The organism is Lysinibacillus telephonicus (genome assembly GCF_003966145.1).
Classification (GTDB): Bacteria; Bacillota; Bacilli; order Bacillales_A; family Planococcaceae; genus Ureibacillus; species Ureibacillus telephonicus.
This window is the reverse complement of the sequence record NZ_RXNR01000002.1, coordinates 86,610-107,136: the sequence shown is the minus strand read 5'-3', so window position 1 is coordinate 107,136 and position 20,527 is coordinate 86,610. Positions and strand designations below refer to the sequence as shown.

General features: G+C 36.1%; 21 protein-coding genes. 6 read left to right on the top strand and 15 right to left on the bottom strand.

From position 1 onward, the window contains the following. The first annotated feature begins 229 nt into the window (after positions 1-229). Positions 230-1,750 carry a SpoIID/LytB domain-containing protein gene (locus EKG35_RS01155; protein ID WP_126292473.1) on the top strand — a complete coding sequence of 507 codons (1,521 nt, stop codon included), beginning with the start codon at positions 230-232 and terminating at the stop codon, positions 1,748-1,750. Between the two features lie 182 nt (positions 1,751-1,932). On the opposite strand, the gene EKG35_RS01150 is transcribed toward EKG35_RS01155, so the two are convergent. The 4 genes from EKG35_RS01150 to EKG35_RS01135 form a co-directional block, all read right to left on the bottom strand. Further along, positions 1,933-2,478, bottom strand: a complete 546-nt coding sequence (locus EKG35_RS01150; protein ID WP_126292472.1) for a DUF2179 domain-containing protein — start codon at positions 2,476-2,478, stop codon at positions 1,933-1,935. A gap of 235 nt (positions 2,479-2,713) precedes the next feature. Next, positions 2,714-3,202, bottom strand: coding sequence for a DinB family protein (locus tag EKG35_RS01145; protein ID WP_185807601.1), 489 nt, complete (start codon positions 3,200-3,202; stop codon positions 2,714-2,716). 34 nt (positions 3,203-3,236) lie between these two features. Further along, positions 3,237-3,722 (bottom strand): DinB family protein, encoded by a 486-nt coding sequence (locus tag EKG35_RS01140; protein ID WP_185807600.1) that lies wholly within the window; start codon positions 3,720-3,722, stop codon positions 3,237-3,239. Between the two features lie 167 nt (positions 3,723-3,889). Next, on the bottom strand, positions 3,890-4,324 hold the full coding sequence (locus EKG35_RS01135) for a hypothetical protein (protein WP_126292469.1): 435 nt from the start codon (positions 4,322-4,324) through the stop codon (positions 3,890-3,892). Positions 4,325-4,548: 224 nt separating this feature from the next. Here EKG35_RS01135 and EKG35_RS01130 point away from each other — a divergent pair, with 224 nt between their 5' ends. The 3 genes from EKG35_RS01130 to EKG35_RS01115 all read left to right on the top strand — a co-directional run bounded on the left by EKG35_RS01130 (position 4,549) and on the right by EKG35_RS01115 (position 7,986). Further along, positions 4,549-5,250, top strand: a complete 702-nt coding sequence (locus EKG35_RS01130) for a hypothetical protein (protein ID WP_126292468.1) — start codon at positions 4,549-4,551, stop codon at positions 5,248-5,250. Between the two features lie 750 nt (positions 5,251-6,000). Next, positions 6,001-6,303 carry a DUF4212 domain-containing protein gene (locus EKG35_RS01120; protein ID WP_126292466.1) on the top strand — a complete coding sequence of 101 codons (303 nt, stop codon included), beginning with the start codon at positions 6,001-6,003 and terminating at the stop codon, positions 6,301-6,303. 30 nt (positions 6,304-6,333) lie between these two features. Beyond that, the gene (locus EKG35_RS01115) at positions 6,334-7,986 is read left to right on the top strand and encodes a sodium:solute symporter family protein (RefSeq protein ID WP_126292465.1); all 1,653 of its coding nucleotides are present in this window, start codon (positions 6,334-6,336) and stop codon (positions 7,984-7,986) included. 290 nt (positions 7,987-8,276) lie between these two features. On the opposite strand, the gene EKG35_RS01110 is transcribed toward EKG35_RS01115, so the two are convergent. Next, a complete protein-coding gene (locus tag EKG35_RS01110; protein ID WP_126292464.1) occupies positions 8,277-9,881 on the bottom strand; it encodes an S-layer homology domain-containing protein in 1,605 nt (534 codons plus the stop codon). Between the two features lie 329 nt (positions 9,882-10,210). Between EKG35_RS01110 and EKG35_RS20775 the strand changes: the two genes are divergently transcribed. Together EKG35_RS20775 and EKG35_RS01105 are read left to right on the top strand one after the other, a co-directional pair. After that, entirely contained in the window at positions 10,211-10,378 is a 168-nt protein-coding gene (locus EKG35_RS20775; protein ID WP_185807599.1) for a hypothetical protein, read from the top strand. 2 nt (positions 10,379-10,380) lie between these two features. Next, a complete protein-coding gene (locus tag EKG35_RS01105) occupies positions 10,381-11,187 on the top strand; it encodes a serine/threonine protein kinase (RefSeq protein WP_126292463.1) in 807 nt (268 codons plus the stop codon). Between the two features lie 59 nt (positions 11,188-11,246). Here the strand turns inward: EKG35_RS01105 and EKG35_RS01100 are convergent, their stop codons facing one another. The 10 genes from EKG35_RS01100 to EKG35_RS01055 are packed head-to-tail and all read right to left on the bottom strand — an operon-like array spanning position 11,247 to position 20,518. Further along, on the bottom strand, positions 11,247-11,852 hold the full coding sequence (locus EKG35_RS01100; RefSeq protein ID WP_126292462.1) for a histidine phosphatase family protein: 606 nt from the start codon (positions 11,850-11,852) through the stop codon (positions 11,247-11,249). Continuing rightward, positions 11,809-12,909 carry a pyridoxal phosphate-dependent aminotransferase gene (locus EKG35_RS01095; protein WP_126292461.1) on the bottom strand — a complete coding sequence of 367 codons (1,101 nt, stop codon included), beginning with the start codon at positions 12,907-12,909 and terminating at the stop codon, positions 11,809-11,811. Before EKG35_RS01095 ends, EKG35_RS01100 begins: the two co-directional genes overlap by 44 nt. Further along, entirely contained in the window at positions 12,884-13,843 is a 960-nt protein-coding gene (cbiB, locus tag EKG35_RS01090) for an adenosylcobinamide-phosphate synthase CbiB (RefSeq protein ID WP_425462043.1), read from the bottom strand. Before cbiB ends, EKG35_RS01095 begins: the two co-directional genes overlap by 26 nt. Before the next feature lie 30 nt (positions 13,844-13,873). Beyond that, entirely contained in the window at positions 13,874-15,103 is a 1,230-nt protein-coding gene (locus EKG35_RS01085; RefSeq protein WP_126292459.1) for a CbiX/SirB N-terminal domain-containing protein, read from the bottom strand. Between the two features lie 37 nt (positions 15,104-15,140). Continuing rightward, positions 15,141-16,622, bottom strand: coding sequence for a cobyric acid synthase (locus EKG35_RS01080; RefSeq protein ID WP_126292495.1), 1,482 nt, complete (start codon positions 16,620-16,622; stop codon positions 15,141-15,143). Between the two features lie 20 nt (positions 16,623-16,642). Continuing rightward, positions 16,643-17,179, bottom strand: a complete 537-nt coding sequence (locus EKG35_RS01075; protein ID WP_126292458.1) for a cob(I)yrinic acid a,c-diamide adenosyltransferase — start codon at positions 17,177-17,179, stop codon at positions 16,643-16,645. A gap of 12 nt (positions 17,180-17,191) precedes the next feature. Beyond that, complete coding sequence (locus tag EKG35_RS01070) at positions 17,192-17,752, bottom strand: nitroreductase family protein (protein ID WP_126292457.1); 561 nt, start codon at positions 17,750-17,752, stop codon at positions 17,192-17,194. Then, on the bottom strand, positions 17,749-18,525 hold the full coding sequence (gene cobA, locus EKG35_RS01065) for a uroporphyrinogen-III C-methyltransferase (RefSeq protein ID WP_126292456.1): 777 nt from the start codon (positions 18,523-18,525) through the stop codon (positions 17,749-17,751). Before cobA ends, EKG35_RS01070 begins: the two co-directional genes overlap by 4 nt. Beyond that, positions 18,522-19,163 carry a precorrin-2 dehydrogenase/sirohydrochlorin ferrochelatase family protein gene (locus tag EKG35_RS01060; RefSeq protein ID WP_126292455.1) on the bottom strand — a complete coding sequence of 214 codons (642 nt, stop codon included), beginning with the start codon at positions 19,161-19,163 and terminating at the stop codon, positions 18,522-18,524. The genes cobA and EKG35_RS01060 overlap by 4 nt, the downstream gene beginning before the upstream one ends. Beyond that, complete coding sequence (locus EKG35_RS01055) at positions 19,160-20,518, bottom strand: cobyrinic acid a,c-diamide synthase CobB (protein ID WP_126292454.1); 1,359 nt, start codon at positions 20,516-20,518, stop codon at positions 19,160-19,162. Before EKG35_RS01055 ends, EKG35_RS01060 begins: the two co-directional genes overlap by 4 nt. Positions 20,519-20,527 lie beyond the last annotated feature (9 nt).

Here is a 20,527-nt window from a genome sequence, read left to right as displayed (position 1 = left end):
CTAGTTCTTTATCTTAAACTCCAAATATTAAAATTCAAAACCTAGAAGAAATACCTCTCCATACATATCCCATACCTATTGATTTAACACAGTTTTTATATAATTTTTTTGGAAAAAATATATCATTGTTTATACCGAACTATTAATATATGCTTGCCTAAGCATCGAATATAGTAGTTTCGGAGGTAATCAATGAAACACGTCTTACTTTCAATTTATTGTTTTCATATTGTTCATATCATTGCTTCCAAATAGTAGATTTCAAGCACAAGATACAGAACCTATTGTTAAAGTTAAGCTTGTAAATTACTTAGGGAATAAATCAGAAATTACAATCAAACCAAATAGCGATTATTTAACAAGCGATGAAAACTTAATTTTAAAGTCAAATGAGACTTATATATTAAAGCAAGTAAACGGCAATCTATCATTATATAAAAATGGAAATCTACTAAATTCCTTTCAAACCTTTTCCGTACAACCCATCGAATCAAAATCACAGCTCTCTATTAATAATCGTTTATATTTAGGGAGCTTTGATTTTATAGTAGAAAACAATCTTTATGTTCGTCCGATTAACTCGGTTTACATGGAAGATTATTTAAAAGGTGTCGTTCCAATAGAAATGTATCCTGCTTGGAATATAGAAGCCCTTAAGACCCAAGCTGTTGCGGCAAGAACATATGCCATGAGTTACCTTAATAGAGGAATTATAAATGATACAATCTCCTACCAAGTATACGGCGGCTATGTTTGGACGCCTAATTCAACAAAAGCAGTTGATGAAACTAAAGGACAAGTCCTTCAATATAATGGCCGCTTAATTGATGCAGTTTATTCTGCTAGCAACGGTGGGATGACAGAAAGCAATTCAAATGCTTGGGGAAATACAGCAGTTCCCTATTTAACAATCAAAGAAGATAACTATGATCCAAAAACGGTTTGGAGTTTTTCATTCCATAAAACACAAATTGACTTAGCAACAAAGAATTTATCTAAACCATCTGAATGGTGGACTTCAACTAAAGAGACCGATCCCGCGATAGCCAATAATATTAAAATGTGGCTAAACAATAATGGTTATGCTAATAAAGAGATTAAAATTATTGCTATCCCTACGTTTTCCCTTTATGATCGTGGCTCAGGCGGACGTGTGAAAAAGGGGGATATCACTGTTGACTTTATAGTAAAGGATTTGACGGATTCTACTGGGAAATTAATTCCACAACATATATCCTTCTCTGATGTAAGTGCATCTAAATTGCGTGCAATGGTTGGAAATCGTACGATGTTGAGTTATTTAATTGATGAGGTCAACAATGATACAAAAATTACTCTTGTAAAAGGACGTGGAGATGGACATGGTGTAGGTATGAGCCAATGGGGGGCGAAATATATGGCTGATGCAGGAAAAACTTATGAGGAAATCTTAAAATTTTATTATACAAACATTTCCATCGCAAAGTTATATAATCCATTACCTAAAACATCAAGCCCATTACCAATAGAGCCCATAAAACAACCTATTACACAAATAGAATCAACTAAAGACTCTAAACTTACTTACGGAAAAGTAAAAGGTTCCAACATAAAGATTAGACAAAATGCTACAACAGCTTCAAAATCATTGGATATACTCCAAAAGAACGAAGCAGTCATAGTATTAAATAGAAAAGATTCTTGGTCCTATATCCAATATGGAAGAACTAAAGGATACGTTTATTCAAAGTATTTAACAAATATAAGATAATGGAAAAATAGTTTCTCTGAGAGATAAGCAACTTGTAGTGAGAATTGGAAGCCTTAAATAAATATTTTGTCCGAAGCACTGTTTTTAAGTAATTTTAATGGAAAATAGCGGGGGCAGTTAGAAAAATTTCACTTTCTAACTGCCCCTTTTCTAATTTAAAGACTATGAATTTTACATTTTTATTATTTGCCGAATGGATTTTTTAATAATTTCGCTTGTTTCTTCATTCGGTCTACCAAGAAGCCGCCTTTAAAAGATTTTGGTTCATACGAAATAATGAATGCTTTTGGTTCAATGGATTCTACGAGTTTGAATAGCTCCTGCTCTCGATTTCGTTTTGCCAAAATCTCATACTTATAGCGGTCACTATCGCGCCCTTCACCGACATATGTTGTAATAGCAAAACCCTGTGTTCTTAATGTATCAATAAGCTCTTGGTTTTTATTTTGCGTATTGATGGTTACATAGACATAGCCTATTGCCAATTTGTTTTCGATTTTTGTTCCTAAAAACATTCCAATACCAAATCCAACAGCATATACGACCATCGCGAGCAAGCTTTGGTCACCATTGAAGACAAGCGATAAACCAAATACATAAATAAGCATTTCCAATATTCCGAAAATAGCTGCAAAAACTGTTAAATTTTTTACTAAAAAAATTGTTCTTAAAGTTAATAGCGGTACATATACGAGTTGTAATAATAAAATTAATAAAATATTAAGCATGTTATACGCCTCTCTAGATAAAATATTGTCTTTTTATTTTTTACCCACAAATTGTGAATTGTACTCGTCCCTTTTTTCAAAGTATACATATTTGACTCATTATCAGTAAATAATTAAAATTATCCAATATAAAATAGCAATCTGCGCTTTTCTCTTACTTTGATTCCAACAACTACTATATAAACAAAGTAGGGGGCTGTTCAGAAATTTCTTTCTGAACACCCCCTCTTACTCATTACAAAACCAATAATTCTTTAATATCCTCAATTTGCCCTAGATGACGTTGTTCGTGATAACCAATAAATGAAATCCATTGACTTAGTGACAGTGCCCCATAAACTGGGTGCGGCATCGATTTTTCATCTAATGTTTCTACACTAACTCCCTCTATACATTTAAGTAAAGTTTCTCTCGAGTTATCCAATTTATTTTTTAATTGTTTGAGAGTTTGATATTCAGCTGATGGCCTCAACATTTCAGGAGCTTGTACTTTATGGGAGCGATCTGCTGCAAGATGAATTCTTCGCAATTTTACCGGATTTGCTTCACTACTTGCCAGAGCTTCCTGAATCCCTTCAACAGCCAGCTTCTCTATTAAGTAAAGATGTTCAAGCACTTGTGCTATTGACCATTGTCCCTCTTCAACAACTTTATTCAATTGACTATCAGATATTTCACTTACGCATTGCCAAATCTGTTCACGCACTTTTATATTGTTTTTCAATATATTACACCACCATCGTAGCAATTATTATTTACTAAAGCGATTGTTTAATCTCTTCAATTTGTCCTATGTGACGTTGTTCATGAAATCCAAGTAAACTAATCCATTGAGTTACCGATAGTAGACCAAAGCGACGGTGAGGAAATGATTTATTATTTAAATCCTCTTCGCTAACTCCTTGAATACTATTCTCTAAGGCTTCTCTAGAACTTGCAAGTTTTGCTCTCAACTCCTCTAATGTTTGGAATTCATTAGAAGGTATTAAATAATCTGGTGCATCTCGTTTTATCGTTCTATCTGCAATTAAATGCATTGGTTTTGGATCAGTTGGATTGTATTCGTCTTTTGAAAGTACTTCACGTATACCTCGAACTGCATTTTCCTCCATCAGCCTTAGATGTTCCAATACCTGAGCAATTGACCATTGACCTTCCACAACCACTTTATTTAATTGCTCATCTGATAGTCCCTTTACGCTATCCCAAATCTCTTCGCGTATCTTTGAATTTTTTTCTAACATGAACATTCCCCCTCCTAATACCTCATATTCTTAATTAAAGAGTAGTAGAACAAAAAAGTCTATTTTAAGTATGGGGGCAAAATAAAAGTGAGAGCAAAAACTGCTTCTCACTTTTTTGTATAATAATCAATTTTTAGAAGGTGTGAAGGGATTATTCTATTTAAGTTTTAGTAGCATTGGAAGAATAAAATATTATTTCGGTTAATGGAGTCATATACCCAGCCTCTCGTTCCTCTCCAACGGAAGCCAATAATTTGGTTTCTGAATATAAACATTGGGAAGAACCAGAAACTGTTGCCATTTCTCAGCCAAATAAACGTATTACGGAACATACAACGTCTTATTCCACCTACTCCACCTCTACGTGTGAACTCTTGTTGTTGGAATGTAGACATTTGCGGCGTAAAACTTGGCGGTGGAGCAGTTGGCGCCTGAAGCTGTCCTCCTCCCCCAAATGGCGGCGACGGGAACCCTCCTCCTGGAAAACTAGGCTGCCCTCCTCCCCCGAATGGTGGTGGCTGTGGGAACCCTCCACCTGGGAAACTAGGCTGATTACCATCAAATTGAACTAAAAAGTCATCATCAAAATTAAAAGGATACAAAACACATTCCTCCTCTCTAAATAAACTACCCTCAATTTATGTAGAAAAGAAAAGCCCGTATAGTTTATTTATCCCTAGTTCGAAAAATATTGTGCATTTTTTTCTGAATACACCTTTATGAATATTATCCAATTTCATGAATATGTTTAAACGACCGTTTCTTTTGATACTAATTAATTGTTAATATCCCATTGATTTAACAACTTAGAAGGGGTTGACTTCATTTGCTCAAATTCGTCATTCCGAAAGAAAAATATAGTCTTTGCCTTGTGAATGCCGGAAAAAAAGATGTTCAAAGTGTATATTTAAAGTATTACGGCCACTTAATTGAAGGTTCTACTTACCACGATTTTATGCCTACCTTTTTGCAAACGGAAGTGCTTTTTGGGGAAAGCTACGCAATCTTAGAAGAATTTAATAAGTGGAATCCTAATACAACGTTTTATTACGAAGTACTTTATGTAACGGAAGAAGCTATTAAATTAAAAAAATTCAATCGAAAAAACTTAGACAATGTTATACCTATAGAGTCCCATCCATTATTTCAATCTGCTATTTGGGAAATTGATGAAACATCCTGTGAGTATATAAATGCTGAAGAGATTATTCAAATTGTATCAAAAGATATTTATGCTCCGAAGGTACCGAAGAATAATAGCAATTATCAATACTTATTAAAAAGAAGTGAACTTTTCGAGCATTTTTTTGAAGACCTTTATAAAGAAATGGATAGCTATTACCGTGGGGAAAATCGTAATTCAGTTGCGAAATGGGAATTCGCCGAATTACTACAATCTAATTATGGGGTCCAATTTGAACAATCTGAAGGCTTGGATATTATTTTATCAAGCTGTGTTGCACTTATGCGAAAGCTGCAACTGTCTAAGGTACAAATGGCTGAATATTTCTTAGAATATATTATATAAATTTTCCAACATACATCGGGGTTGTTAAGAAATAAGAGTTTCTGGACAGCCCTTTCCTAATATATTCTTCAAATCATTGTACCTCTGGCTGCAACATAAACATCCCTAAATCTCTCCTAAAAAAGGCCATTAAAAAAATTTCAATTATGAAAGTCCTAAAATAAACGAGTACAATAGAGACTCTTTTCATGCAATTAACAAAAAGCAATATTATTTTTTTACCTTTAACCTTAATTTTTTATTCCAAATTCGATAATATTGAGACGATTTTTCACATAAGTTTTTAAATAAAAAATACGATTCCAGACAAGGGAGGTAATGGAGATATTTTATATATTTCTTTTATTAGTAGTAATCTGTTTATTTGCCGCATTAAGAAAAAAACGATTTGGGTTATTACTAGTTCCTGTATTAGCAATTGTGCTCTTTATGATAGTTGAAATCATACTGGTCCCTGCACCACTTCTAGATACAGTAAAATTTATTTTTAGTCTTCAGTAGCTTTCCCCTAAAAAAACATACAAAAAATCTTTTAAAACCTATCTCTTACTTCTAGAGGCAACCTCCCTAAGTCTTTTAAAATGCAATTAAATCAGATACTTATTTTTTTCTTTGTCCTTTACTTAAAGACAAGGCAAAAATATAAATTTTTAAACAAAAAGGAGTGAAAGTGACCACGATATTTTAACTTTCTGTTAACCGACATCCTATCGTTAAAGATTGAGGAATTTATGAACTAGGGGTGATATGGTGAGAAAAATTGATAAAAGTAAAGCAGATGCATATTTCCGTGAGAAAAATACGTATATGATTATTTATTTTATAATTTGGGCGCTTGTTTCTTATGGAGTTGTCTTAATCGCGGAGCCATTAAGTGATGTATATTTTAATGGATTCCCATTCCATTATTATATGGGTGCACAGGGGGCTTTAGCAGTTTTCATAATACTGCTGTTTGTTAATGCAATTGTAGGAGATAAAATTGATAAAAAGTATGGCATTGATGAAAAAAGAAATGAAGAAATAGGTAAAACAAGTGTCTCTGAGCACTAAAGACATTTTGAATTAAAAGGGGGATAGTTATTGGATTCACAATTTATTGTTTCGTTGGCGATTATTTTAGCAACATTTGCTTTGTACATTTTTATAGCAGTTTATAATAAAGCAAAGGAAACTTCAGATTTCTATGTTGCTGGTCGAGGTGTACCTCCTATTTGGAATGGGATGGCTATTGGGGCAGACTGGATGAGTGCCGCTTCCTTTATCGGTATGGCCGGTACGATAATGATGCTCGGCTACGATGGGCTAGCTTATATTATGGGGTGGACTGGTGGTTATTTACTATTAACATTCTTGCTTGCACCACAATTGCGAAAATCTGGTTGTTATACAGTTCCAGAATTTATTGGAGATCGCTTTAAAAGTAATACAGCTCTTATCATTGCCGCAATTTGTACGATGATTATTAGCTTCACTTATTCAATTGGCCAATTATCTGGTTCAGGCGTAGTTATTGGTCGTCTATTCGAAATTGATGCGAAGCTTGGTACGATGATTGGGGTAGTTTTAATCGCTATTTATGCAGCATTCGGAGGAATGAAAGGGATTACATGGACACAGGTGGCACAATATTTAGTTTTAATTATTGCATACCTTGTTCCAGTTATTTTCATGTCGCTTCAAATTACGGGAAATCCCCTTCCTTGGCTAACATATGGAAACATCGTTAGTGAGTTGGGTGAGCTTGATAAACAACTTGGACTATCCGAATATTTCGCTCCATTTGAAAAGGGCACAAAATGGCAGTTCCTTGCTCTTATGTTTACTTTGATGGCTGGTACAGCTGGACTTCCCCACGTTATTGCTCGTTTCTATACAGTATCAACAATGAAGGCCGCTCGTTGGTCGGGTGCTTGGGCGCTATTATTTATTGGATTACTATACTTTTCTGCACCGGCTTATGCAGCATTCTCTCGTTTCATTCTAATGACTCAAGTGGCAGGAAGTAAAATAGCTGAGCTTCCTGCATGGACAAAAACATGGGTTGACACTGGATTGCTACAAGTTGCGGACACAAGTGGTGATGGTATTCTACAATGGAATGAATTAATCATCGCCAACGATATTGTCGTAATGGCAACTCCTGAGATTGCAAACTTAGGTATCTTTGTAATCGGTCTGGTAGCAGCTGGTGCGATGGCTGCTGCACTATCAACTGCAGGTGGATTGTTAATTGCGATTTCATCTGCATTTGCCCACGATATTTACTATCGTATTTTAAAACCAACTGCAACGGATAAGCAACGTTTAACTGTTGGACGTATTACTATTGTTGTTGCAACACTTTTAGCAGGTATTGTCGCTTTAAATCCTCCAGGTGCTATTACACAAATTGTTGCTTGGGCGTTCGCTCTTGCAACAGGTACCTTCTTCCCAGCACTTGTACTGGGGGTATGGTGGAAGCGTTCGAATTCAAAAGGATTAATCGCAGGTCTACTTGTTGGTTTAGCAGTAACCTTAGCATATATCTTTGCAGCAAAATATGGTGGATTTACAATCTTAGGAATTATTGATACTGGTGCGGGTGTATTTGGTGCAGCAGCAGCATTTGCAGCAAATATCATCGTTTCACTTGCAACTAAGCCACCATCACAGGAAATTCAAGATGCCGTTATCAATCTCCGTTATCCAGAACAAATGACATATAAAAACGGCGAAGTATTTATGGAAGATTAAAATAAAAAGCCTAGCATTCACGCAATTTTACTCGTGAGTTGCTTGGCTTTTTATATTAATTGATTTTGATTTTAATTTAGCTAGCAATGTTTTTGAAAATATACAACTAAGGAAAAATTGGAAATGGGTTGATAAAGATTACCTTTTAAACTTAATTTTTGCTAATACTCTTCCTTTTGTTTTTATACCAAAAAAGTAGCATTAGATTTATTTTCTAATGCTACTTTTCTTAGTCATGGGTTACCCTCAAATTATAATTACTAAGGGGTTTCCGCCATAGAGACGTTTTTTTATAAACTATCCTCTGCTAAAGCTTCTTCTTCTAATTCCAAAAGTTGTTCGAAAGGAATGACATTATCCCCTTTTGGAATTCCAATTGTAAACTTGATATTTCCATTTACATTCGTTTTCGATTGATCATATGTCAATTTAAAGCCAAAAGCTTCTTCCTCAACAGTTACTGTAATATCAACCGTTCCAGCATCATAGCTAATATAGTTGTCTTGGCTTATCACAATCAACTCATCTAATTGATTAATTTTCAAAAATTTATTAATCTCTGAAACTACTTCATCAATATTTATTTCTCCACTTGCTAATGATTCTTTCGCTAAAGCGATATCTTCAGCAGTTAGCCCTAAAGCCTTTGCATACTCTGGGTTATCAACTAGTTCTAATAATTGAGGAAGCATATCGTTGAACACGATTTCTATAAACGGTTTTAATGATTCATTTGTTAATTCGAATTTAATAACTTTATTCGCATCAACACCTTCTGGAATCGTTACCGTACTTAAATCTATTTCTTTATAAAAATCTTTTCCTAGTAAATCAACAAATAGGTTAATTATGTCAATTCCTAGTTTCGTTTGTACTTCCATATCTAATGATTCAAGAGGTTGTCCTGAAATCTCAGCCATCTCTGCTAAATCATACTCAATAAATTTCCCTTTAACTTCTTCCGGTAAAGGCAATAGTGGAGAGTCTGGAAGTTTAATCCACATTTTTTCTTCAGTCATTACCATTGGTATACTAAATGTTGCTTGAACATCACCTTTTAAAGTAAGGTCGATATTAGCCTCAAATTGCATTGGGTCCTTTTGGTATGCACCTGAGATATCGATTTGTACATCTTTTAATACTTCGAAGATTGCTTGTACTTCTGGTGTCATGTCTTCTACTTCAGGTAAAAGAAGTCCTAAATTCATACTACCTTCAAAGTCGTAAGTATTTAGGTTTGCTTCATTAGCATAAACTTCTTTTAATAATTCAGTAACAGATTCAGTCGAATCTTGCTCTCCACCATCTAACGCTCTTGATAGGAATACTACAAAGTGAGCGCGTGTTAATGGTTTAGAAGGCTTAAACGTTTTATTTTCATAACCTGTTGTAATGTTGTTTGCATATAATGCATCAATTGCTTCATATCCATAGTGATCTTTTGGTACATCTTTAAAGGATGCTGAACCATTACCTTTTAAATCAAATGCATTTGCTAAAATAGTAGCCATTTGAACACGAGTAAGAGGCTTATTCGGTTCGAACTTACCAATATTTCCCGACATAATACCTGCATTTGTAACAGCAGCTATTTCCTTGTAAGATGGGTAATCTTTATCAATATCCTTATATTCAACCGCATCAACTTTGTTAGTATCCAACTTTAAAGCACGTGCTAACATTGTCGCAGCTTGTCCACGAGTTACGTTGTTATTTGGGCGGAATGTTTGATCCTCATAACCACCAACAATTCCTAAATCAACAAATTCATTAATAACTTTTGAATATGCATCTCCAACATCCTTAAAAGCTAATGCTGCATCAGCTTTTTGAAGAGGGAACGCTAAAACTAAAAGCAACGCTAATAATCCTGTAATAATTCTACTTTTCTTCATCTCAATCTCCTTTCAGTTAATTCCAATCAACGGGATATATGGAAATTATAACACATATAACGCATCTTTTACTATTAAACTTGTACTTTTCTATTATTAGTACTAGTTACACAAGCGATTCCGATTTAATTAAAAGCACCGTACATGGGCATTCTCTTAAAAAAACAAAAAAGAAAGTACACAAAATTGTTAAAAATGAGCGTCTACTTTCCGGCAATTTTCAGTACATTTCAGTTTGTTTAAATATCAAATACAAATGAAACTTCTCAGTTATTTATTCGTATAATTATATATCAACGACTTTAAAAAAATTATGGAGGATTGATCTTATGTTCGATAAAATCATCAAGGGATTATTAGGCGGAGGACATCGTTATTCAAGCAGCCGCAGAAAATATTCACATAAACATAATTATTATGGCCATAAGCATTATAAAAGAGGCTATAAACGCAGCTCAAAAAGTTTCTTCAGCTCTCGCAGCTTTTTTAGCAGCTAAAAATGATTCACAATTTTTTCGAATTCAAATACCATAAGATTGTAAAGTCCTATATTGAGAACGAAACAGATTATCATTTTATTGAACAACTAGGAGTCGGATCTTATGGTATAGCCTATTTAATAGAGGAATCAAAGTCTCAAAAAAAATATGTTTTAAAACGTATGAAATTAAAACATCGCAACAACAAAAAATTACGCCATAAATTTCAGCAAGAAATTACAATGTTAAAGGAAATGGGCCTCCCTAGAGTACCTTCTGTAATTTCTCATGGTGAATTGTATGATACACCCTTTTATATAATGGATTATATTGATGGGCAGACTTTCGAACAGGCAATTTTTAGAACCGGAAAATCATTTTCTGTCGAACAATCTCTTAATATTACAAAAGAACTTCTTGAAATTGTTGTAGATTTTCACAAAAAAGGAATTGTCCACCGTGATTTGCGAATTCCAAATATTTTACTAAAAGAAGATGCCCTTCATATCATAGACTTCGGCTTAGCAGCTTATATAAAAGAGAACGTTGATTTAGAAAAAATTGATAACCCAAAGAAATTAGAAAATCATATTAGTGATTTATATTTCATAGGACACTTCCTACTTTTCTTACTTTATTCAAACTTTACACCAAGTGAAAGAAAGGAAAGAAGCTGGCAGGAAGAGTTACAGTTGCCTCCTGAAGTAGAAAATTATATCGAACGCCTTCTTCTAATTCGTCCAGCTTTTTCAAGTGCTGAAGAGGCATTAGCTGCATTATCGGTAGAATCAGCTGAAAAGGGACCCTGCCAAAACAACATTTGGTAAGGTCCCTTTGAAGATAAAAGGAGAAAATTCTTTTCACTTGATAATACCCTTACTATTTTTCATTTACCATTTAAGTGATTAATCTCTCCAATTGTCTTCACATTAAAATGACCATTAATACACTCTAAAGTAGTTACACTTGTTCCTTGTATATTGGCGATTTCCCATAGCTTTTCAATTGGAGTTTTCAAGATATACATTAAACAACATAAAATCGCAACACCATGAGAAACAACAAGTACATTACCAGTTGTGTGCTGATGGATGTATTGTAAACACTCCATCATTCTTCTACTTATTTCCTCAAATCTTTCCTGAGTTGCCCCTTGGAAAAGGTGCGGCTCATTACAGTATGTAATATAATCAGGTAAACTATTTAAATTACTAATTTTTTGACCTTGCCACTCACCTAGATAAATTTCTCGTAATCTTGCATCTTTTATAATTGATTTGGAAGGGGCTAGAATTGTAGCAGTTTGAATTGCTCGATTTAGATCACTTGAATAAACTGATTCAATATTTTTTATATGTAATGCTTGATTTAACATCCTAGCATGTTTAACTCCCTCTTGCGTCAACGGGGAGTCAAGCCAGCCCTGTAATATTCCTTTTTTATTCCACTCAGTCTCCCCATGACGAACTAAATAAATGGTTGTCTTTTGCATATTGTCTAAATCCTTTTTTAAACATTTCCATTGTTTGTTGATCCTTAATTGCAATTCTAAGCCAACTGCCGTCCATTCCTTTAAAGTTTTCAGTATGTCTTAATACAATTCCTTTTCGAATTAAATCAAAATAAAATGATTTTGCATCCCATGACTTAGGCAGTTGAAAAGATAGAAAATTAACCTGACTATTAGTAACGATGCAATCATGTACGATTAAAAATCGTTTCAATTCTTCCCTTATTGGAATAATAGATTGCTTTGACATCTCTTTAAACTCATGTTCTTTTAAGCACATAATGCCTAATTCAACGGCTAATTGATTAACATTCCAGTGAGGTAAATATCGTTTAATTTCATTTGCTTTTTGCCCAATTAAATATCCTAATCGAATTCCCGCTAATGCATACATCTTCGTCATTGAACGCAATACAATTAAATTGGGAAATTGACTTGTTAATGAAACAATCGATTCGTTTTCGTCCGTCCAATCCATAAATGCTTCGTCAACGACAACATCACAATCAGTTGCCATCCCATGTATAATCAATTCTTTAAGAATATGCTTTGGAATAACAACTCCAGTCGGATTATTTGGGCTGCATAAATAAACAGCTGTTGCTTTTTCCATCTGAGCTTTAATTTTTTCAACCGGCAATTGATATGTAATGATATCTTCTACTACGATTGAAATTGTTTCAACATGACTTTGTTTAAGTGTACGCTCATATTCTGAAAAGGATGGATGAATTACCAAAACTTTTTTCCGCTCATATAAGCGAGCTAAACACATTAGCAACTCCGAAGCTCCATTCCCAACAACGATATTTTCCACAGGTATATGATGTTCTTTTGCTAATAAACTTCGGAGGGGCTCTGCTGTTTCATCTGGATACTGTGAAACTTTCTCCAAAAGACTTGGCCATAATTGATGGAAACTATTAGGATAGCCATGAAAATTAACATTCTCACTTAAGTCCCAAACTTTGTCAGGCATATCGATTCCAAACCTTTTATATAGTGCCTCTGAATTAGCGCCATGCGAGGGATATTGCATATATTACTCCTCCTACTATTAACGTAAAGAACAGACTTACCGTGTATATGTGCTGTATTGATGCAAGGATATGCTTCTTTTGAAGAATCTCTATTGGTTCTCCCATATAAGCTCTAAAAGTTTGTTTACCCCCATATGAATTAAAGCCCCCCAACCTAATACCTAACTGATATGCGGTTGCAGCTTCTAAATATCCGCTATTCGGGCTTGGATGTTTTTTTGCATCTCTATACCATAGCAAAATTCTTTTTTTGAGAGAGTACTTACCTTGATTTCTTGTAGAAAATAATATAAGTAAACCAGTAATTCGACTTGGAATAAAGTTAACTATATCGTCCAGTCTTGCAGCAAAACGACCAAATTCATTAAATCGCTCGTTTTTATATCCAATCATAGAATCTAAAGTATTAATCGTTTTGTAAACCCAGATTCCAGGGGCACCGAATAATAAAGCGTAAAATAATGGGGCCGTGACTCCATCACTTGTATTTTCCGATACTGTTTCAACAACGCCGCGAACAATTTCATCTTCTTCTAGATTATGTGTATCTCGTCCGACAATCCAGCCAAGTTTTACACGAGCCTCTTTTAAATCATTTAGCTTTAATCTATTGTATACAACCATCGCTGCATCTTTTAAACTTTTTTGTGCCAGTGCGACTGCAATTAATATTACTTCAACGAACACTCCTAAAGCATAATGAATTTGATAACTTCCCCATACAATAGCAAAAGTGATCGTATAGACAATTAAAATAATTGCTAGGCTTAAAACGGCACCCTTCCACACTCTCCCAGTATTCCTATTATATTTATTTTCTAATAGACTTATAAGCCTTCCTATCCAGCGAACTGGATGTGGCAGCCACTCTGGGTCTCCAATTATTCTATCAATAAAAAGCGCAAGGAGACATATTATTGCAAACACATTTATGCCCCCTTCGTACTTAAAGAAATTTTATTATCAATGGTGATGATGGTGATGATGTACATGGCCATGTTCCTTAGCATATACACGATAATCTTCTAAAACCTTCATTCCCTTTGAAGTACCATTCATAGCTTGCTCAGCACGCTCGACTAAGACGCTTTGCAGTTTTGGATGATAACCGAAATATTCGGCTATTTCAATACTGGTTCCAGAGTATTGCGCTGCAGCCTTTTCCTGCATTCTCTTCATTCGCTCCATTAAAATTCCTGTAAATAAGAAATATGGGAGCATAATAATGCGCTTAGCACCTAGGTTTACGCAGCGTTCAATTCCTTCTTCAACAGTTGGAGTTGTAACTCCCATAAAGGCACACTCAACCCACTTTACGTCAAGCCTTTCCCATAACAACCTAGAAATTTTGTAAAAGTCTCCATTTGCCTCAGCATCACTGCTGCCACGTGCAATTAACAAGATAGCCGTTTCTTCATGCTGTACATCTGAATCGAACCCTATTTCTGCTAATCGAGTTTTTAAAATTTCAAAAACTTCTTCATGGATACCAATCGTTTCACCATAAGTGAAAGTGATGTGCGGGAAATGCCCTCTTGCATGCTCAATTTCAGCAGGAATGTGGAGTTTTGAGTGACCTGCATTTAATAGGATTATAGGAACAACATGAATTTCCTCTGCACCTTTTTCAATGCATAGCTCGATGCCTTCTTCTATATTTGGTGAAGCGAATTCTAAAAAGCAAGTTTCCACTATAATACCTGGTTCAATCATATAGGTTGTTCGATTAACAAATTCGCGTACTTCATCATTACCTGCCTCTAGTTTGCTTCCATGACCAACAAAAAGAATAGCTTTTTTCACTTTATGATCTCCTTCACCTTTTTTTCGGTTCGCCGCCTTATCCTTAGAAATGCCCTTTACTGATTTGCTGTCTGGATTTTTCACTAAGCCTTGCTGTCCAAGACGATAAATTACATTTTCTGTGGCAACCTCTTCATGAACTACTTGTTTTGCAACATCTATATCTGGCACTCGGTACCACGTCGCATCCGGATACGAAATAACGATACATTTATCTTTGCAGCGACCATTACATCTAGTTCTTGAAGTATGTATTTTCGCATCAAGTTGATTTTTCGCAATTTCCCGGCGAATTTCCTGCGTTACTTCCTCAGCACCGGCCCTCATACAAGTACTTCCATTACAAATTAATAAATGTCTTTGCATACCGTCTAAATCCCAAGTTGTCACCTTTATCCCTCCTGCTGTATAAAAAATACTCAATAAATCATTGCCCTGTTTGCTGCAAAATGCTGTATAACTTGTCCATATCTATATGCTCCCGTACATGGCTTGCTAATAGCTCATAAGCTTCTTCACGCATTTGTAAGTCGCTTTTAACATTAGAAGGAAGCAGCTGAAGATTCTTTTTACCGCGCAGCTCATTTACAAGAGTTCTCGTATAAAGTCTATTGTGGAATATTCCATGTAAATACGTTCCAATTACTTGTCCATCTTGGCTTATCGCTCCATCTATCCTACCGTCTTCCAACTGCAAAAATGGCTTCGCATCATTGCTAAGTGTTGTTCGGCCTAGATGTATTTCGTATCCTTCTACATCTAACTCCAAAGCCGTAATTTTCCCTTTAACTTGAACGGTCTTTTTATTAGGAGTGAAAATTGTTTGAATTGGCAGAAGTTGCAACCCATCCTCGGTGCTCCCTGAACCTTCAATACTATCTTCATCTATCAATACTTCTCCAAGCATCTGATAGCCTCCGCAAATTCCGAAAATTTTCGTTCCACGGGCATGCAATTTTTGTATTGCTGTATCAAAGCCTCTTTCTTTTAACCAAACTAAGTCGTCCATTGTGTTTTTCGTACCAGGTATTATAAGTAAATCTGGTGCGCCTAATTCCTCAACCTTCGAAATAATCCTTACACCAACTTCAGGCTCTTCGAAAAACGGATCAATATCAGTAAAGTTTGAAATACGTGGCAATCGAATCATTGCAACATCTACAGCAAATTCACCCTGCTTCGGCTTCTTCAGCTTTAGAGAGGATAAAGCAAGAGAATCTTCCGCCTCTATATGAACATCGATATATGGAATAACACCTAGCACCGGAATTCCAGTTTCTTCCTCAACCCATGTTAAGCCGTCATCAAGTAATTCCTTCATTCCACGAAACTTATTAATTAAAAGTCCTTTAACTCGTTTACGTTCCTCTTCATCTAGGAGCGCTAATGTCCCAACAATTGATGCGAATACTCCACCGCGATCAATATCTGCGACTAAAATAACGGCTGCATCTGTTAGATGTGCCATTCTCATATTGGCAATATCTCGTTTTTTTAAATTTATTTCTGCAGGACTGCCCGCACCTTCTAATACAATAATGTCATAGCTTTGCTGTAATCTTTCAACAGATTCGCGGACAATTGGCATTACCTGTTCAACAAAATCATTACGATACGTTTTAGCATCCATATCTATATAATGCTTGCCGTGTACTACAACCTCAGACACCATGTCTTGCTTTGGCTTTAGCAAAATTGGATTCATATCAGTTGTTGCTTTTATACGTGCTGCCTCTGCCTGTACACCTTGGGCACGTCCAATTTCACCGCCATCGCTAGTAATATAGGAATTTAACGCCATATTCTGAGACTTAAATGGTGCTACACGGTAGCCATCATTCGAAAAAATTCTGCATAACGCCGTGCAAATTACACTTTTCCCAACATCCGAAGAAGTTCCCTGTATCATAATTGCTTTCGCTTTTTGCACTAAAATTCAAGCCCCTTTACCGCTGGAATTCCCTCATCATAATAATGTTTAGTTGGCTCAATTGTAGAAACTAAATCAGCTATTTCTATTATTGATGGATGTGCGTCTCTTCCAGTTATCACTAAATGCATAGTTGCTGGCCGATTATTAATTGCCTCGATTACCTCTTCCCTTGGCAAAACATCATCAATAGGGAATCTATCAATGGCAAGTGCGTTATTCAATTCATCGAGTACAAGCAAATCAATTGATTCATCTGCTAACGCTTCTTTTACCTTTTCCCATGCGATTTTAAGAGCTGCTCGGTGCTCCTCTGGTGTTTTGGTCCATGTAAAGCCTGTTCCAAGCTGCTCTGTTTCAACACCTAATTTAGCAAGTGCAATTTTTTCTCCATATGTACGTTCTGGAGATTTAATAAATTGCATAAATCGCACATTTAAACCACGACCTATAGCCCTTAAAGACACACCTAATGCAGCAGTGGTTTTTCCTTTGCCATCTCCTGTATAAACTAGTAATAAACCTTTACGTGCCACAGCTATTCCCCCTTATAACCAGGTAGTTTTTTCATTATAATCCGTACGCTTCTTTTCTTCAGTTGGTTTTTCTGCTGGATAACCTATAAAAATAGTACCTACTACCTGTTGATGAGAGGGTGCACCAATAAAATCATGTAATCTTTGATCATGTACTAAGCCGACACCGCGAGTACGCCAAACAAATCCTAAACCTAACTCCTCAGCAGCTAGCCACATAGACATAATCGCACTACAAACAGCAAAGATATTATCCTTTGTAGCGTCTTCATCACCTTCTACTTGATCTGCAGTTACAACAATAACAACTGGGGTTGTCTGAATTACTTTTAAAGAGCTTTCAACAAGATTAGGCTTTGTTGGGAAGCGCTCAAGTAAATATTCCTTTGCTACTTCTTCGTACCGTTTAAGGGATTCTCCCTGCAAGACATAAAAATGCCAAGGCTCTCGTAAACGATCATTTGGCGCATATGTTGCAACCTTTAATAATTGCTCAATCTTTTCTTTTTCTACAGGTTTATCCGTATAATTACGAACCGCTCGTCTTCGTTTTAATGCCTCGATTACGCTCATTTCAACGCCTCCTGTTGTTTCTGAAATTGTTCCTCAAACCAAGCAATTTCTTCTCTCACCTTAACGACTTCGCCAACGATAATCATCGAAGGATTTTTGTATCCTGATTGTTTTATTTGGGCTGTGATTGTTTCTAGTGTCCCTGTTAAAGTACGCTGTTCTTTAGTCGTACCCCATTCAATAACAGCTACTGGGGTTGTATGAGGACGACCATGTTTGATTAATTGAGCAGAGATATGTTCAATATTGCCTATACTCATATAAAAGGCGATTGTGTCAATTCCATTCGCCAAAGCATTCCAATCTAAAAAGTCATTCCCTTTTTCTTCTCGGCCATGTCCGGTTACAATAGCAAAGCTAGTAGCATAATCACGGTGAGTTACTGGGATGCCCGCATAAGCCGGTGCAGCAATTCCTGCAGTAATACCTGGTACAATTTCATAGGGTATTCCCGCTTCCGCTAATACCGCTGCCTCCTCTGCACCACGTCCAAACACAAATGGATCGCCGCCCTTTAAGCGTACAACGGTCTTTCCAGCGGATGCCTCCCGTACAAGTAAACTATGAATCTCTTCTTGAATAAGGCCATGCTTGCCTGGTTCTTTTCCGCAATAAATCAATTCTGCAAGGGGTTTTGCTTGATTTAGCAACTGTGTATTAACTAAACGGTCATAGGCTATAACGTCTGCCTGTTGAATACATTCAAGCCCGTAAACTGTAATAAGCTTCGGATCGCCTGGCCCAGCGCCAACAATATAAACTTTTCCTATCATGATGTTTTTTCTCCGCTTAAAAGTTGTTGTAAATATTGATGGCAACGCTCAATGTTACCTTGTTGTATCCATTCATGAAGTCTCGAATCTAATAGTTGTTGCAACACCGTTTTACGTTCCTCTCTGTCTGTGATGGCGCTTTTTACAATGTCACGCGCCTGCTTTAAAAAATCTACATATTGGGCGTAACTTTCGTCGAACTGTACTTCTAGTTCCTTTTTAATTTTGCGCGTTAGACTTGGACTTGCTCCCGAGGTGGAAACTGCAACAACAAAATCTCCACGCCGAACTACAGCCGGATTAATAAAATCTATACGACTTTGTGCATCAGCACGGCTTAACAGCTGCCAATGCTGTGTAGCTTCTTCAACTGCATCGTTGATTGCTTCACTATTTGTTGCTGCAAAAATTAGAGAAGCGTCATCTAAATCTTTCGGCTCGAATACCTTTTGGCGCCATGTGATATTTGGCTTTTCTAGCAATGGAACAATACTATCTTGAACTTCTGGACTAACGACAATAATGTTTGCCTTTGTTGGAAGAAGTGCCATTAGTTTCTGATAAGCTACATGACCACCACCTACAATAACCACTTTTTTATAATCGAGATTTAATAATACTGGAAATAGATTTGTCATACTTTCACCTTCTTACATGCATCAATCCAATTATCAATAAGCTTAGGATTGGATGCAAAATGGAAATGTGTATACCCTGCAACTAGACACGCCCTTTGATAGCCCTCGTCTTTCATGCCAAAGCGTCCCTTTGTTTTATAGGCAGGTGCATCATGCTTCCCAACGTATTTCGAGTAATGGAATTCATGGCCTTTTGCACTTTCTTCTTCGCTTATTAAAAAGTTTCCAGCAACCCCAGTAATTTCTCGGTATCCTAATGCAGCAAGTTTATCCTGCATTACTACCTCTCCTGGAATAACACCAACCATCTCGCGGCGCTCACCCGATGTAGTTGTAATTGCCTCTGTTAAATACATATAGCCACCACATTCCGCTAACGTTGGAAGCCCTTTGTTTATTGCTTTCCGAATTGATTCTTTGGCAATTGTATTCGACTCTAGCTGCACCGCATACTCCTCTGGAAAACCTCCACCAATATATAGACCATCAGCATTTGTTGGAACAGGTTCATTTTGAAGCGGTGAGAAAAATACGAGATTTACACCCTTAGCACGCATCAACTCTAAGTTTTCTTCGTAATAAAAATTAAAAGCTTGATCTTTTGCAACCGCAATTGTTAGTCCTGTATTCTCTTGTTGCTTAAATAGCTGTCCTGCCTCGTTTAAAACTTCAGCCTTTGTTAATTCTAGCAATTGTTCTAAATCAACGGTTTCAGCAATAAGTGATCCTAATTTCTCGAAAAATGAATCCAACTCGCCGCGCTCAATTGTTGGGATAAGACCTAAATGGCGACTTGGTATCGATAAAGTTGGATCCTTTTTTAAATAACCAATAACAGGTACTTTACATTCCTGCTCTATTGCCGCTTTCACCAGTTCGAAATGCCCAATGCTTCCGACTTGATTAGCAATGACCGCAACAATATTAGGTTTTTCTGATAATGTTTGAAATCCCTTAACAACTGCAGCAACACTTCTTGCCATACTTGCTGTATTTACAATTAATACAACAGGACTTTTTGTAATTACGCTAATCTCTGCAGTTGACCCCGTATCTTCTAAAGGACTTTTTCCGTCGTAAAATCCCATGACACCTTCGATAATTGATACATCCGCATGTCTACTAGCGCGGCTTACAATATCAATGACTGTCTCATGATTTAACATCCAACTATCAATATTGCGTGAAATTCGGCCCGTTACAGCTGTATGGTAAGTTGGATCAATATAGTCTGGCCCACATTTAAACCCTTGTACTTCAAGACCTTTTTGCTTTAAGGCATACATTAAACCTATTGTAAAGGTTGTTTTTCCAACGCCACTTCCTGTTCCACCAATCACAAAACGGTTCGTCAAAAGACTCCC